Below are 16495 nucleotides of genomic sequence, written 5' to 3' on the forward strand. Positions count from 1 at the left end.
ACACCAATAAGCAAAAATACACCGCACAATACGAGCAATACTTTCGCTAGATTTTCCATTTTTTCTCTCCTCACCGTATACTTGCTCCGATGACAAACGACAAACCGATCGAAATAACCATGGAAATAAATCCTACCGCTCGATTATCGTTAGCAATTTCATCGTCAATGTTAAACTTTGGAGTTAAAAACTCGTAAATAAAATAACCGATTAACAATAAAACGAAGCCGTAAACGCCCCAACCGATCATCGTTAACAGCGAATCGTGATGATCGATTGAATAACGAAAAATATTCGCAATGCCAAATATTTTTCCGCCTGTCGCCATCGCTACGGCCATATTTCCTTTTTTAATTTCTTCCCAATTTTTATATTTTGTCACAAGTTCAAAAATAGCTAAAAATAAAACTAAACATAAAATCACGACACTAAAATTGGCAGCAATATGAATCATTTCGTTTTCCCAAAAAGCGCTCATAGTTCCTCCCGTCATTGTAATTCGACAATGGTGACGCCTGTTCCCCCTTCAGTCGCCTCACCAAATCGAATGCTTTTTACTGAGCGATGATTTTGCAAATATTGTTGCACCCCTTTGCGAAGTGCTCCTGTCCCTTTCCCATGAATAATGGACACGCGTGGGTACCCTGCTAATACTGCGTCATCAATATACTTTTCAACGCGAAGCAACGCATCTTCATATCGTTCGCCACGCAAATCTAGCTCAAGCGGAACGTGATAATCGCGTCCTTTTACAGTCGCGATTGGTTTTGTTTCCATTGGCGTTGGACTGCTTACATACTCCAAGTTTTCTTCATGCACTTTCATTTTTAAAATCCCAATTTGCACGAGCCATTCGTTGTTCGATACTTTCTCAATAAGTTGTCCTTTTTGATTGAGATGAGTGACTTTCACCTCGTCGCCAGGATGTAAAAGTTGCTTTTCTTTCTGCACTCGCTTTTTCTTTTTCGTGTCGATTTGCGGTATGGCTTCTTCTAGCTTTTTACGCGCAGCGATCAGTTCATGTTCTTTCATCGCAACTGCTTGTTGTTTTTGCATATCACGAAGGTTTTGAATGACTTCTTCTGCTGTTTTCATCGCTTTTTTTACAATGAGTTCCGCCTCTTCTTTCGCTTTTTCTAACAAACGCTCGCGCTGTTCGTTTAGTTCGTTCCACTGTTGCTCTAATTCATTTCTCAACCGCTCTGCTTCTTCACGAAGTTTTTCTGCTTCCTCCCATTCTTCTTCAGCTCGCTTTTTACTTCGCTCTAATGAAGCAATCATATTTTCAACTTCATTGCTTTCAGCGCTAATATATGTGCGGGCACGGGCAATAATACGTTCGTCTAATCCGAGGCGGCGAGAAATATCAAGTGCGTTACTTCGACCAGGAATACCGATCAACAGTTTATACGTTGGACTTAACGTTTCGATGTCAAATTCGACGCTGGCATTCATGACACCTTGTCGATTGTAGCCATATGCTTTTAATTCGGGATAATGCGTCGTCGCTACAACGCGTGCTCCGCGGTTGTGCACTTCATCTAAAATAGCAATCGCTAAAGCTGCACCTTCTTGCGGATCCGTTCCTGCTCCAAGCTCATCAAACAACACAAGACTATGCTCGTCCACTTGTTTTAAAATATCAACAATATTGACCATGTGAGACGAAAACGTACTTAAACTTTGTTCGATTGATTGTTCATCACCAATGTCGGCATATACAGCGCGAAATACAGCTAATTGTGAGCCGTCTAACGCTGGCACTTGCAACCCTGCTTGAGCCATGACGGTGAACAAGCCAATCGTTTTTAGCGTGACTGTTTTCCCTCCCGTATTTGGTCCGGTAATCACCATCGTCGTATAGTCGTTCCCTAGTTCAATATCATTTGGAACGACTTGATCAGGAGGGATGAGCGGATGCCGCGCTTGCATAAGACGAATATATCCACGCTCATTGATCGCTGGCTTTGTTGCTTTGATCGTTTTCGCGTATTTCGCCTTTGCAAATAAAAAGTCAAGCTGTGCAAGCAATTCGACGTTCCTAATAATTATTTCCGCCTGCTCGCCGACAGAGGAAGATAATTCACTTAAAATGCGCTCAATTTCTTGTTTTTCTTTCACGCGCAACTGTTGCAGTTCATTGTTTAATTCTACAACCGATTGTGGCTCAATAAATAACGTAGCCCCAGATGAGGACTGATCATGTACAATTCCACCATACGTATGGCGATATTCTTGCTTTACCGGAATGACGTAGCGATCGTTGCGAATCGTAATAATGGCATCCGATAATGTTTTTTGGGCAGATGATGAGCGAATAATACTTTCTAACTTATCGCGCACCCTTCCTTCGATCGTACGTAGCTGTTGACGTAACGAGCGCAGCCGTTCACTTGCCTCGTCAAGCACATCTCCGCTTTCATCAATACAATGATATATATGTTGTTCGAGCTCGTTTAAAGGAACTATTTGCTCCACATATGCGATAATATGTGGCAAGTTGGCCTCTGTCGCTTCTAAAAACTTTTTTAACTGTCTTGCCGCTCGCATCGTACTTGCAACATCGAGTAGCTCATGTGGACTGAGCGTTCCCCCGATGCTTGCGCGTTTCGTCTGAGGACGAACATCAAATATGCCACCAAGAGGGACGTGACCGCGCAAGCGAAGAACGGTTGCTGCTTCATCCGTTTCTTCTTGCCAACGCGTCACCTCTTCAACGTCCGATGATGGCACAAGTGTCACGACTTTTTCTTTCCCTAGTGAGGAAGATACATATTCCGCAAGCTGTGCTTTCACTTTATCAAATTCAAGAATGTGTAATGTTTTGGCATGCACCGATGAACCCTCCAGCTGTTTATTTTCGCAAAAAAGACATGAGTTGTTCGATATCCCATGTATTAATAACCGTTTCTTTTCGAATCCAACCTTTTCGAGCAAACGCCACACCAAGTTCCATATCATCAAGCATACGAACGTTGTGCGCATCCGTATTAATCGCGATTTTGACACCAAGCTGTTGCGCCTTTTGTAAATAGGTATACGTTAAATCAAGACGATGTGGATTTGCATTCAACTCAAGCACCGTATTTGTTTCTTTCGCAAGCTGCAACAATTCATCTATATTTACATCGTATCCGCTTCGTTCTCCGATTAATCTTCCTGTCGGATGTGCAATCATATGAACATATGGATTCATAAGCGCTTCTTTCAATCGTTTCATAATCGTTTCTTGCGGTTGCGAAAAAGCAGAATGAATCGACGCAATGACAAAATCAACCGTTTGCAATACATCATCCGCAAAATCTAACGTTCCATCCGGTAAAATATCCATTTCAATACCTGATAAAATGACAAAGTCATCATATTGTTCGTTCAAGCGAGCAATTTCTTCTTGTTGGCGTTTTAGTCGTTCAACAGTTAATCCATTGGCTACTTTTAAAAACTGTGAATGATCGGTAATCGCGATGTAGCGATATCCTTTTTTCCGACATGCTTCCGCCATTTGTTGAATCGAAAACGCCCCATCGCTCCATGTCGTATGCATATGTAAATCTCCACGTATATCACATAAAGTGAGGAGTGGTGTCCCATCATATGCATCGACTTCGTTTCCACTTTCACGCATTTCTGGTGGGATGAACGGCAAATGAAAGTGGGCAAAAAATTGCTCCTCTGTCGTAAACGTTTTTACTTCACCTGTTTGAATGTTTTCAACACCGTACTCACTAATTTTTTCACCGCGCTCTTTTGCTAATTGGCGCATGCGAACGTTATGGTCTTTTGAACCGGTGAAATGATGAAGCGTTGTCGCAAAATGTTTAGGAGAAACGAGGCGAAAATCGACATTGACAACATAATCGTATTGCAATTGCAACGATACTTTCGTTTCACCGTTTGCGACAACGTCATAAATATGTTCAAGTTGCAACAACTGCTTACGAACGAGCGCATCGTCTGTTGCTGCAATAATAAAATCTAAATCTTTGATCGTCTCACACACGCGCCGTAAACTGCCTGCGCGTGAAAACTGAATAATGCCAGCGAAGTTTTCTAGCTGACGCTCGATGTCGGAAGCAACTTCCAACATAAACGCAATCGGTAAACGCTCAGGGCGTGCATTCATGTGGGCAAGTGCAGCTAAAATATTTTCTTCTGTTTTTGCACCGAAGCCGCTTAATTGTCGCACACGTTGAGCTAAACATGCTTCTTTTAATGTTTCTATATCGGTCACGCCTAGCTCATGGTACAGTTTAGCAATTTTTTTACCGCCAAGTCCCGGCAATTTTAAAAGTGGAAATAACCCTGTTGGAATTTCTTTTTTTAACTGTTCAAGCACATCGCTTGTTCCCGTCTGCAACCATTGTTGTAAAACCGCGGCTGTGCCTTTACCGATACCAGCAATGGACGTCAAATCATCAATGTCGGTCAAGGGACGTTCATCACGCTCTAGCGCTGAAGCTGCTTTACGAAAGGCGGATACTTTAAAAGGATTTTCTCCTTTGATCTCCATATATAAAGCGATTGTTTCAAGCAAACGAATCGCTTCTTTTTTATTTTTTTCCATTTTATCCCCTTCCTTTCGACGAAAAAACTTCTCACAAACGGAGAAGTTTTCACGCCATATATTGTACAAGCATATGTTTTACGAAATTTGATAAAATCGGTGTGTGCTTGACGATGAAACTAGCGATGAATGAGTTGTGAAGCGGTTGTTGAATTGCAGAAACAGGAACAAGTGCACTCACGTATAAAAGCACAAATAAAAGCAAATACACTTCCATAAATCCAAGCGCTCCACCTGCCCAGCGGTTGACGCTTTTTAAAAGCGGCAACTGAGCGACGAAATCTAACATCGAACCGATCATTTGCATCACAATTTTTGCAGCAAAAAATAAAACAGCAAATGCAATCGCACGGTAGTATGCTTCATCTAAATTTGTGCTTTCAATGAGCAATTTCATCGTTTCGCCATCACCGAAACTCGGATACGGCACCCATAATTTTAGTCTTGGTGCTAGTTGATCATAATAGTTGTATGCAACGATAAACGCGATCAAAAAACCTGTCATATGAATAAATTGCAAAATAAATCCTCGTTTCAATCCAATCATCAGTCCCATAAGAAGGATGAAACAAATGAGCAAATCAATCATCGCTGTCATCATCCTTTTCTTTATTCATTTTTCGCAAAAGGCGTTCGTATTCATCTTTTAGTTTAATATATTCATGAACGATATTTACAGCCGTTAATACAGCAAGTTTACTCGTATCAAGCGTCGGATTTTTCGCGCTAATTTCACGCATTTTATCATCAACAATGGAAGCAACAAGCCGAATATGACTTGAACTTTCTGTTCCGACAATCGAATATTGCTGTCCGTATATATCTACCGTAATGCGCGTTTTTTTCTGCTCCGCCAAACTATTTCCCCCATTCATCCGATCTCCCGTTTCGGCAAAATTCTACCTTTTATCTTACCACGATTCGCAGATCCATGAAAAGATATACGAAAAGAAGAGCAGGCATCGACACCCGCTCTCATCTAAAACCATTGCTTCAGTTGTTTGCTTGTTCCGTCTTTTTTCGCCATTTGTTTCATATATGTGAAATCTAATCGCTCTTTATGGAGAAGAACCATTCTTTTTGCCCATTCGCAATCTGATTTCGATTTCCAATGGACACATGCGCGCAGGCGATCTAATATAATGTCTTCAATTCCGATGACATATACATGCAACCCATCCTCTAACTTCAACTCAATTACTTTATCATCATCAGCGTCTTCTAACATATCATTTGGGATTTCCACACTAACAAACAATTCATCATGATACCAATGTCTTCCTGACGGAGTGAAACCAAGTTGACGAAGCAATTGTCCCGCTTTTTCACGATCACTAACAATTAAATCGATGTCTACGGTCGTGTAATCTCCACGCGTATATATTTCAACCGCAAGCCCGCCAACAATAATCGGACGTATGCGATGTGGCTCCAACAGCTTCGTTAAAATGGCTGTAACTTGAACCATTTTTTCAAACGATGTTTTCGTTCGAAGCGACTGAAGTTTTTCTTTCGCCTCTTTAATCGAATTCATAATACCACACTCGTTCGTTCAAATATTTAATTTTTCCTTCTTGCTCCGCTTTTTTCCATCGTTTTATGCATAATTCATCTAATATACGCATTTCCTCTTTGTCGCGTGGACGTAAACGTACATGTTGCTCTCTTCCATCTTTTAATATATCTCGTTCCACATTTCCTTTGCGTGAAAAAATCCAATCGTTTAGTTCAGACATATTCATTTTTCTCACTTCGTTTCACTCCAACAACTATTTTTCACATTATATCACAAAAGAGCGGGCATCGACACCCGCTCTTATTTCATAAATGGCCACCAATTCGCCCGTCCAAACGTTTTTGCCATCACCGGAATGAATAACGGTAAAACGACAAGTGCATATAAGAAAAGACCTGTTAAAATAATCGTCGCAATTTGCAATAGCGATAATACACCAGATGGATACATCGCCGCAAACGTTCCTCCTAAAATGATCGCCGCGGAAATAATGACTGTTCCCATGTGACGCATCGCTTCAAGCATCGCTTCTTGAACGGTTTTATCGCGATATTCGTTAAAGCGATCCATTAAGAAAATGCTATAGTCAATGCCGAGCGCCATTAAAATAACGAACGCAAAAAACGGAACCGCCCAGTTTATTCCTTCGTATCCAAGCATATTCACAAACACAAGTTCAGTAAATGCCATCGACGTATAATACGTTAAAATAAGCGATAACATTAAATACGCTGGCATAATAAACGAACGAAGAAGAACAATTAAAATGATCGCAATCCCTGCAAGCATAAATACCGATGTTCGAGCATAATCGGCAGCAGAAATGTCATTTAAATCCGAATATATGCTTGTTACACCACCAACGCCTACTTTCGCATGCTCAAGTTTTGTGCCATTCACCGCCCGAGCAATCGCTTCTTTCACTTCTGCGATTTTTTTCATCGTTGTCGTTTCATACGGGTTGGATGAAAAGACAACGTCAAACGTTACGACTTTTCCGTCTTTCGACATATATGCTTCCTTCGCTTGCGCAAATTCCTCGCTCGTCAACAATTGTGGCGGCATATACCATCCTGCCATTTCTTCGTCTGGTGCATTCGCTAAGTCAGAAACGTACTGTTTTGCGGAGTGCAATCCATCTTCTACTCGTCGCAATCCATCGACGCTTTGATTTAGTCCTGAAATGAGTTGATCCATTTGACCATTGAGTTGCGAAAAACCTGTAAGCAATTGCTGTTGACCGTCATTTACTTTCGCTAGCCCGTTTGTCACTTCCGGCAAACGTTGAACGATCTGTCCTTGCCCATTTGCTGCTTGCTCTAATCCGGAACGAAGCTTTCCAAGTCCAACGACCACTTGATCCATTCCCGTAATAAGCGCTTGCTGTCCCCTTGTTACTGTTGCAAACGATTCATTTGCTTGCTGCAACCCACGTTGAACATTTTGTAACGCGTCGTTCACTTGAACAAGTGCATCAGATAACGTATTCATTTGTGCGCTCATCTGTTGAACAGCTTGCTTTACATGTGCATACTCCGCATCTTCACGCAAGTCTTTATGACGTTCTTCAATACGGTTTAACGACTGAGAAAGAAGCGGCAACTGTTCAGAAATGGCTTGCAATCCACTTTCAATTTGTTCATATCGTTCACTTAATTGATGCAGTCCATCGGTTGCTTGCTCATATCCTTTTCGCAATTCATCCGCTCCATCATGCAGCTTTTTCATATTCGTTTGTATCGTCTGTAATCCTTTTTCAAGATCAGCGGCACCAATCGCTCCGCTTCGCACCCCATCTTCTAATTGCTTTAACGCTTGCTGTAAATCGGTCATGCCCGTTTTCAATTTTGTCGTTCCGTTGACGAGCTCCCGAATGCCACCCGTCGCCTGCTCTAGCTTTGGAGCGGACTTCGCCATTTCGCTGCTCGCTTCGCTTAAACCAGACCGAATTTGTCCAATGCCGTCCGCTCCTTTTCCAAGCCCTTCTTTTAACTGTTCCGCTTGTTTTGTGACAAACAATTGATCAATCGGCTCTCCGAGCGGGCGCGTCACCGAACGAACAGCGTTCACACCATCAATGTTTGCTACTTCGCGACTAATTTTCTCTATTAAATAGTAATATTGCTCATCATCCATCGCTTCGTCATTTTTCATGACGATTTTCGTCGGCATCGCTTCTCCTTCGCTAAAATGAGAAGAAATAATGTTAAACGCTTTGACGGAAGGATAACGATCGCCAATTTCCGCCATTGAGTTAAAGGAAAGTTCGCCATCGTACGTCAATAAAATCGGCAATGTGATGATTGCGACAATCGCAAGCGCCCATAACGGACGAGCGAAAGAAAAACGACCTGCCACATCCCATAATCTGCTCGGTTTATGTTCAAGCGCTCCTTTCATCGGCCAAAACAGCTTTTCACCTAGTGTAGCCATAAAAAACGGCACAAGCGTCACAAGCGCAACAAGCAACACAACGACACCGACCGCTACGGCTGATGCAGATTGATACAATTTAAACGTCGATAAGCCAATGGACGCAAATCCGATCATGACCGCTAGCCCGCTAAAAATAACCGTCTTTCCTGCTGTTTGATATGTTGCAATAATCGCTTCAGTTCGATCTTCTCGCTTCGCTAACTCTTCTTTAAAGCGGCTGAGCAATAAAATGCAATAGTCTGTTCCGATTCCGAATAAAACGGCAACTAAAAATGTTTGTGTAAACGTAGAAAGTGGAAAATCAACACGATCAACAAGAAAAGCGACAATCGCTTGTGACACAACATACGTCAATCCGACCGTTAACAACGGCACAAACGGAGCGACGAGCGAACGGAACACAAGAAATAAAACAATTAAGATAAAAACGACGGTAATACCTTCCGTTTTTTTCAACCCTTCTTGTGAACTTTCTACAACATCTTCATCGATCATCCAACTGCCTGTGTAATAGTGTGGCACAGCAATATTCTTGATCTCATCATAAAGCGCTGTGCTTATTTCTTTTGCGGTGCGTTTGTTTCGTTCTAATTGAAGGGAGACAAGCGCTGTTGTCTCGTCCTTTGACACCAGTTTTTCTTTTAGCTGCCCGTCATCAAGCGGTGATACAATTTGTATTAAACCGAGCGCTTCTTTTTTCGCTTGCAGTTGTTCAACAGCTTTCTCTATTTCTTTCCAATCCTTCTCTTGTAATCTCTCTTTGCGATGGAAGACGAGGACGGCGCTCATTTCCCCTTCCTTATTTTCTTGCTTTTGTACTTCTTTTAATAATTCGCTTGCAAGTGAAGACGAATAACCATCTGGGACGGTAATTTGCCCTTTTTCGCGCACAAGTTGACTCATATTCGGAGCGGTCATAACAAGCACGGCAGCAGCGACAACCCAAGCGAATAAAACGACCCACTTTCCACGAATAATCGTTTTCATTTGCCATCCTCCATTTCTTGTAAAATCATCGCTAGTTTCTCATACGTTTGAATAAACTGCTCAATTTCTTCATGCGAAAGCTTTGTCATCATTGTTTCAACGAGTTCGTATATTTTTTGTTCTGTTTCAACAAGCCATTCCTTCCCTCTTTCCGTAAGCGAAAGCGCAATAATACGGCGATCGTCTTCGTCTTTGCCACGTGCAATCATTCCTTTTTCAACAAGACGATTCGTCATCGCCGTAATCGCACTTTTATTCACCGCAAATACGTCCGCTAATTCCGTCGATGTGCACACCCCACGCTTATATATGTAGCGCAATACATAATATTGATCGTGCGTGATATCGTCTAATTCACACTTCATCAACGCAGCCCCTCGTTTATTGACAAGAAACGAAACGGATAAATAACGTTCAATAAATTGTTGTATGCTTCTCTCCAACACTTCATGCCTCCTGTCAAAATAGTTCAATTATTTAACTATTTAATAATATAACGATAAAACACGGAATGGTCAATGATGAAGTGAGGTGTGATATAATGGTGAAAAAAGTGAGGGATACGCGATGAAGCCAGAATCATCTAAACTGTATACGTATGCTGACTATATACATGCACCTTAAAACCATAACTTCTGTATGGACATCTTTTTTCATGGATATCCTGCTCCTACATACTCATGTGTAAAAGGAGCGGAAAGGACATGAAACGTCTTAAAATTACAAATGATCACGGTTGGACGCCTCGAACACTTCGGAAACAAGAACAGAAAATCAAAGATGCTTCCCTTCGCGTTCGGGTGACCACTGTTCGTCTCGTCATGGAAGGTCATATTGGCACAGATTTCCCAAAAATGGTCAATCTGTGCCGTCAATCCGTTGTCCTCTACGTTGCACGTTTTAATCAAGGTGGGCTCGATCATCTACTCGATCGTCGTTTGCCGCCTGGTCGTGTACCATTTCTGACGGAAGAACAACAACAAGAAATCAGACAACTCGTGTTAACTACTACACCTGTGGATGCTGGCTGGGGCATTGCTTCATCATGGAACACGCGTATTTTACAATCTTACATACAACATACCTATGGCGTTTCGATGTCACGTGAAGGTATTCGTAAGTTGTTGCATCGTTTGCGTTTATCATGGACACGCCCAATTTACAAACTTGTCAAAGGAGACGCCAAGCGTCAAGCTGCATTTCAATAATATCGCTAAATATCTTAAGGAAGCCATTGATTTTGAACTTATTGTTCTACAAGATTTTAAATAATTAATAGAGGAGTATAAGTATGCGTACTATTCAATTTTTTGCAGTTCTAAGAGGACTTGCAATGGGATTATTTTCTCCTATATGGATTCTTTACTTGGTGGATCAAGGTTATGATTTACTACAAATTGGATTGCTAGGTACAATTTTCGAAATAGCAAAGTTAATTTTTGAAGTACCATCCGGAACATTTGCGGACCGATATGGCATCAAACTCTCAATTGCGGGTTCTTTTTTTCTCTCCGTTGTAACATGGGCTTTCTTTCCTTTCATTGATACATTAATTATCTGTATATTAGCTATGATTATATGGGCTCTATCAGATGCACTCATTTCTGGATCACTAGAAACTTGGATGAGTAGAGTTGTAGGAGAAGAGAGATTCGGGAAAGAAGTAATGAAAAATACTCAAATACTCATTGCATTTATTGTTGTTGGTAGTATTACTAGTGGTTACCTATACTCTTATAATATGTTCTTACCATTTATTATCGTAGTAGCACTTTATACAATCTTGTTTATATGGATGTCAATTTTTATTAAAGTTCCTATTGTTAAAATTGAACACGAACAGGAACATATTAAGGAGTCATTTTTAAATATCTTAAAACAAAGTTTAAAAATAGTTTTTCATAAAAGAAAAGTATTTTTAATTGTATTATCTGGATTCTTTACCGCTTTAACTTACGATATGGTATCAAGATATTGGCAGCCCTTACTCAATGAGATGGGTTTTTCCGAAACCGGACTAGGCTATATCTTTGCACTAGCAGGAATATTTGCTTTAATTCTCTTAGGAATAACAATGAAATTAGAGAAAAAAATAGAAAAAAATCCATATATGTCTTTAACAATTGTAGAATCAGTCAGCCTCCTATTAGTAGGAGTATTAACAATAGGTTTCAAACCGTTAGGGGCAATCGCAACTTCAATATTGTTAGCAGTTGAAGATGTTAGACATCCAATTGTTATCAGTTATTTAAATAAATTTTTCCCGGATAATTACAAAAATACTCTATTTTCTTTAAATTCAGGAGTTGGTGCCCTAGGAGAAATCCTATCTGGTGTTATCTTTGGAATTATTGCATTAGAATTTGGACTAACAACAACATTTTTGGTGGCTGCCATTTTTCTATTACCAGCAATTATTATTTATTGGGTAGTACCTAAAATTCATGATAAAACTTCTATTACTGTAGATGAACAAATTCGGTAACATAAAAGACTTAAAGAGTCTACTCGTCAAAATAATCACCATTATTCTCATATTATCGGCATTGGCATGGATAAACAAATGAATATAACCCATGGCGTTAGCTCTCAACTATCGCCATGGGTATAAATATTTATACCTTACAGTTGTACGATTTGTTCCTTCTGTTCGCTAAGGTGGAGTGTTGTTGAATCAACAGACGCATGAACTCCTCCCAAAGAATCGTTTCGGTCATCAGAAGACAAGTGAGCTGTTCGAGACGCTGTCTCAACGTCGGGGAGGAAGGCACGTGCCGAACGAAAAGATATCCGTACTGACGATACGCTTCGATATGATCAAAATCCGTTTTTCCTGTTGCAAGCAAGCCGATCATCGAGCGGATGACGTCGCTATGGGAAATGTGCAAATCTCGACGAACCGTTGGGAGCTGAAGGGCGTCTGCTCATTTATCCAGTTTCATTTGATGGAGTAAGTAGACAATGAAAGCAAGCCTAGCGCTTGAGGTAATCGCTTCATCTGTCAATACAAAACGAATCGGGAGATCTTTCATCGTATTCACCTACTTGATGAAAAGTCGCTAACGTTGTTTTTCCTCATGGTATCAATGGTTCGTATCTATTGTAAAAATGCTTTATCACGGATTCAGATATTTAACTACAAAACCTTATTTTTTTGATCGTCCTTCGTTACTTTTGAAAGTTTAAAAATACCAACCACCAGACAAATCATACTCCCTCTCCATAATGCCCCTGATTCACCTAAAAGAAGGGAAATTTCTTCTGATGCCATCGGATGATTAATGTCAAAAGAAATTGCTTTTAATCCCAAGTATACCGCAATAGAGAACGATACAAAATGTAAGAAAATCCAGAAAAATGCTGATCTTTGTGCTTGATTCCTTCTCCAAAGGAAAATTACCATAACAATTGTAATGAACATTACTGTGGAAAAACCACCAATTAACATGTTCATCACTTCTTCTTCCAAAGGAAGATGCTGGTGCATGTGGAGAACACCTCACATAATAGATAAATTGACTCGTAGTGCTAGTTGAGAACTAGCACTACGAATATTATGCATTGTTCCTCTCCCTTTAAAAATTCATTATACGGATTCAAGGTGCTAAAAAATCTTAATATTAAGAAAATGAACAAGAGAGCTAGGTGTACAACATATGCGTGTTATTTATCTTTCGCTACGAAAAATCCCGTCATCCCCACAGTAAAGCTTGGTGCCAAACTCCAAAGGAAAAATCCCCATCTGTCCATCAATAAAGAAACGATCAAGAAAATCAAAGGCACGAACAACATTACTCCTATGGCAATTTTCTGGTATCGATTCATTCGGCTTCTTCCTTCCTTTTGATTCATTTTTTTTGGCTGTAACTCAAATTTTTTTAGCAAAGCGCTCCCCATTAGTTGAATGAGTACTAAGATGAAAAGGAACAACATTTCACTCAGTTGAAATGTTGCTACCCAAAATATACTTATAACAATCGTAACTATTCAGCCACATGATCAAGTGAGATGAATATTTTTTGCTTTTCCTGTCTATGATGTGAATATTGATAGACAAGGAGGTGAATCGCATGTTGACGGTACAACAAGCTGTATTTACAGTTGAGAGCTTAATCAGCAAAGTCCAACAACAGAAACAGTTCATTCATCAACTCGTTCAAGAAAATGAACATTTGCGTCACGAAAACAAACAGTTACGCAAAGAAAATGAACAACTCAAGTATCGCGTTCAAGAGCTAGAAGCACGCACGAAAAAAAACAGCTCCAATAGCCATTTGCCCCCATCTTCTGACCGTTTTCACACCCATTCTTCTCGCAAGCCATCTGGCAACAAGCCAAGCGGACAAGAAGGACATCAAGGAACGACGCTCCATCAAGTGGAACATCCACATCATCGCATCGTCCATCGTGTGAACACGTGTCAAGGATGTGGGGCTTCTTTGCGTGAAGTCAAACCGTTCAAAGTCGATGTCCGTCAAGTGTTCGATCTCCCTCCCGTGACGATCGAAGTGACACAACATGAGCGTGAAGTGAAATCCTGTCCGCATTGCCGATGTGTTCAACAAGCGGAGTTTCCACCACATGTCACGAATCATGTGCAATATGGTCCACGTCTCACGGCGCTCGCTGTATATTTGCACCATATCCAATGGATCCCTTACAAACGTTTAAGTGATACGGTCGAAGCATGATATCAACACCCAATCAGTACAGGAACCCTTGCCAATATGGTGAAACGAGGTCGCCAAGCGCTAGAATCCAATATGGACATGATTGAAGACGCCTTACTTGAATCCAACATCCTGCATGTCGATGAAACGAGTTTGCGCATGGATGGGAAACTCGCATGGGTGCATGTCGCGTGTACATCGAAATGTACGTACTTGGCTCCTCACGTTTCTCGTGGAAAGAAAGCGACCGATGACAGCGGGATTCTTCCGCGATATCAAGGGACGATGAGGCACGATGGGTTCGGTACGTATCCAAAATACACGCAAGCCACCCATGCCCTTTGTCACGCCCATCATTTGCGTGAATTGAAGGGTTTCATCGAACAAGGGCATACATGGGCATCGCGCATGACCACGTTTCTGTTAGCCACTAAACAAGCCGTCGAAGCCCATCACGGTGCACTTTCCGAAAAAGAAGCGAAACGATGGGAACGAGTGTATGATCGCATCCTAGAAAGAGCAGAGCACCGATTGGAAACGATGACGCCTCTTCCGAAAAAAGCACTCGCTTTTGTTCGACGGCTTCAGAAACGAAAGGAAGAAGCGCTGCGTTTTTTACGTGAAGTGCATGTTCCCTTTGACAACAACCAAGCTGAACGCGATCTTCGCATGGTCAAAGTGAAAGAGAACATTTCGGGTACGTTTCGCGAAGAAACATTCGCCCAGTCGTTTTGCATCACAAGAAGCATCGTTTCCACACTGACGAAACACGAAAAAAACGTGTGAGATTCGTTATGTCTTCTGTTGACGGGCGAAACGCTCGATCGTGTTCTTTCCGCTACGTAGGGCATTTTTTATCACAGGGATGCCCTATTTGTGTTGCGCTTCTTTACACGCTACTATTGGGGTGAATAGTTACAATGATACAATAAGCTTATTGTTACGGCATAAAACTTATTCATTTCGACGCTTTTTGCCTTGACGTATTCTTTTTAGTATTCATAAAAAACGTTTTGTTGAAGCTTTTTTAAAAACTTAGGTGCCCACCAATTGACGTTTCCCATAAGTTTCATTAGAGATGGAACAAGCAATAGCCGAACGATTGTTGCATCAATAAATATAGCTAAAGCTATACCTAATCCCATCTGTCTAACAGGCACAATGCCTGTAAATGCAAATGCTCCTGTTACAATAATCATAATAAGCGCTGCAAAGGTAATCACCCTACTAGTTGTGGATAATCCTTCAATCGTAGCTTTATCATTATCCCCCGTCTTCAAGTAGATTTCTTGAATTTTGGACAACAAGAAAACTTCATAGTCCATAGACAAGCCAAAGACAACTCCAAAAACGAAAACCGGAATCATAAGGGCAATGGTCGAAACCGCTTCAAAACCAAAGTGCCCTTCTTGAAAAATCCATACTAAAAGACCGAATGATGCAATCAAACTCATGATATTCATCACAATTGCCTTTAAAGGAACAACGATTGAGCGAAATGCTATCACTAAAATAACAAATGTAGATGTAAAGACTATCAATAAGCTGTACTTAAAGTTTCCCGAAATTTCATCATAAATCTCTTGATTAAATTTTGGTAACCCTCCCAATAGCACTTCCATCTGACCGTCATTTTTTTCCCAACGTTTCACAAACTCTTTTGCTTCTTCCGAATCAAAATCAACATTTAAACGAACTGTAAAGATTGTTTGATTACCTTTCACCAATCTATCAATAACAGGATCCAATTTTCTCCTCGTTTCGTCGTTGTGCAAAAGCCTATAAAGTTGCTGGTAATTTAAATCTCCCTTGATTGAAAAAATAGAATCGATATTCGCCACAATGTTTTCTTTCCTCAACTTCTGCAACAAATTCTCAATCTGTCTAAGAGATTCTTCCTCAAGTATATTATTTTCCTTCATACGAACAATCATTAAGACTTCTGAATGATTTTTACCCAAAAATTCCTTCTCGTACGTTTCATACGCTATTCTAGTATCATACTTTTTTGGAAGTGCTGTAGCATCTGGGATACTTAGTTTCATTTGAAAAATAGGAATTGAAAATAGAAGTAAAATTCCGAAACTAATCAAAGCCAATTTTCCTGCTCTTTTCATGACAAACTTGGAAAATCGATGCCATACACTCTCTCCACTCTCGTTCACATTTAAAATTTGTAGCCTATTAATATTTCCTCCTATTATAGAGAGAAGAGCAGGTAAAAATGTGGTTCATCACCAAATTTTGTGATTTAGTGACAAAAAAGAGAAAGCACTGACGAAATCCTGGCAATAATGTTAGTGGTGAAATCAACATTAAGGA

At 40.6% G+C, this 16495-nt stretch carries 14 protein-coding genes and 2 pseudogenes; 3 read left to right on the plus strand and 13 right to left on the minus strand.

The window, feature by feature from the left end; all coding sequences use genetic code 11:
• Positions 1-70 precede the first annotated feature (70 nt).
• From HNQ84_RS06225 to HNQ84_RS06265, 9 genes are all read right to left on the minus strand, one after another.
• Entirely contained in the window at positions 71-478 is a 408-nt protein-coding gene (locus HNQ84_RS06225) for a DUF350 domain-containing protein (RefSeq protein WP_183241355.1), read from the minus strand.
• Positions 479-489: 11 nt separating this feature from the next.
• Complete coding sequence (locus tag HNQ84_RS06230) at positions 490-2835, minus strand: endonuclease MutS2 (protein ID WP_435621522.1); 2346 nt, start codon at positions 2833-2835, stop codon at positions 490-492.
• A gap of 19 nt (positions 2836-2854) precedes the next feature.
• Positions 2855-4564 carry a DNA polymerase/3'-5' exonuclease PolX gene (gene polX, locus HNQ84_RS06235; RefSeq protein WP_435621523.1) on the minus strand — a complete coding sequence of 570 codons (1710 nt, stop codon included), beginning with the start codon at positions 4562-4564 and terminating at the stop codon, positions 2855-2857.
• Positions 4565-4613: 49 nt separating this feature from the next.
• Positions 4614-5153, minus strand: coding sequence for a CvpA family protein (locus HNQ84_RS06240; RefSeq protein WP_171334806.1), 540 nt, complete (start codon positions 5151-5153; stop codon positions 4614-4616).
• Entirely contained in the window at positions 5146-5421 is a 276-nt protein-coding gene (gene zapA, locus HNQ84_RS06245) for a cell division protein ZapA (protein ID WP_041637971.1), read from the minus strand. The genes HNQ84_RS06240 and zapA overlap by 8 nt, the downstream gene beginning before the upstream one ends.
• A gap of 122 nt (positions 5422-5543) precedes the next feature.
• On the minus strand, positions 5544-6098 hold the full coding sequence (locus HNQ84_RS06250; protein ID WP_183250451.1) for a DUF6036 family nucleotidyltransferase: 555 nt from the start codon (positions 6096-6098) through the stop codon (positions 5544-5546).
• The gene (locus tag HNQ84_RS06255; RefSeq protein WP_221248163.1) at positions 6085-6306 is read right to left on the minus strand and encodes a hypothetical protein; all 222 of its coding nucleotides are present in this window, start codon (positions 6304-6306) and stop codon (positions 6085-6087) included. The genes HNQ84_RS06250 and HNQ84_RS06255 overlap by 14 nt, the downstream gene beginning before the upstream one ends.
• Positions 6307-6380: 74 nt before the next feature.
• Positions 6381-9503 (minus strand): MMPL/RND family transporter, encoded by a 3123-nt coding sequence (locus HNQ84_RS06260; RefSeq protein ID WP_435621524.1) that lies wholly within the window; start codon positions 9501-9503, stop codon positions 6381-6383.
• A complete protein-coding gene (locus HNQ84_RS06265) occupies positions 9500-9946 on the minus strand; it encodes a MarR family winged helix-turn-helix transcriptional regulator (RefSeq protein WP_435621525.1) in 447 nt (148 codons plus the stop codon). The genes HNQ84_RS06260 and HNQ84_RS06265 overlap by 4 nt, the downstream gene beginning before the upstream one ends.
• A 261-nt stretch (positions 9947-10207) precedes the next feature.
• Here HNQ84_RS06265 and HNQ84_RS06270 point away from each other — a divergent pair, with 261 nt between their 5' ends.
• Both HNQ84_RS06270 and HNQ84_RS06275 read left to right on the plus strand, forming a co-directional pair.
• Complete coding sequence (locus HNQ84_RS06270; protein WP_435621526.1) at positions 10208-10711, plus strand: winged helix-turn-helix domain-containing protein; 504 nt, start codon at positions 10208-10210, stop codon at positions 10709-10711.
• An 83-nt stretch (positions 10712-10794) separates the two neighbouring features.
• Positions 10795-11988 (plus strand): MFS transporter, encoded by a 1194-nt coding sequence (locus tag HNQ84_RS06275; protein WP_435621527.1) that lies wholly within the window; start codon positions 10795-10797, stop codon positions 11986-11988.
• A gap of 166 nt (positions 11989-12154) precedes the next feature.
• Here the strand turns inward: HNQ84_RS06275 and HNQ84_RS06280 are convergent.
• From HNQ84_RS06280 to HNQ84_RS06290, 3 genes and pseudogenes are all read right to left on the minus strand, one after another.
• A pseudogene (locus HNQ84_RS06280) lies at positions 12155-12535 on the minus strand (IS1380 family transposase); the annotation flags it as partial.
• A 104-nt stretch (positions 12536-12639) separates the two neighbouring features.
• Positions 12640-12990 carry a hypothetical protein gene (locus tag HNQ84_RS06285; RefSeq protein ID WP_183250458.1) on the minus strand — a complete coding sequence of 117 codons (351 nt, stop codon included), beginning with the start codon at positions 12988-12990 and terminating at the stop codon, positions 12640-12642.
• Positions 12991-13166: 176 nt separating this feature from the next.
• On the minus strand, positions 13167-13388 hold the full coding sequence (locus HNQ84_RS06290; protein WP_435621528.1) for a hypothetical protein: 222 nt from the start codon (positions 13386-13388) through the stop codon (positions 13167-13169).
• A 185-nt stretch (positions 13389-13573) separates the two neighbouring features.
• On the opposite strand from HNQ84_RS06290, the pseudogene tnpC reads away from it, so the two are divergent.
• Positions 13574-14959: pseudogene (gene tnpC, locus HNQ84_RS06295) on the plus strand (IS66 family transposase).
• Positions 14960-15165: 206 nt separating this feature from the next.
• Here tnpC and HNQ84_RS06300 read toward each other — a convergent pair.
• Positions 15166-16290, minus strand: a complete 1125-nt coding sequence (locus HNQ84_RS06300; protein ID WP_435621529.1) for an MMPL family transporter — start codon at positions 16288-16290, stop codon at positions 15166-15168.
• Positions 16291-16495: the final 205 nt, after the last annotated feature.

It is taken from the genome of Anoxybacillus eryuanensis (genome assembly GCF_051200995.1).
Taxonomy (GTDB): domain Bacteria; phylum Bacillota; class Bacilli; order Bacillales; family Anoxybacillaceae; genus Anoxybacillus; species Anoxybacillus tengchongensis.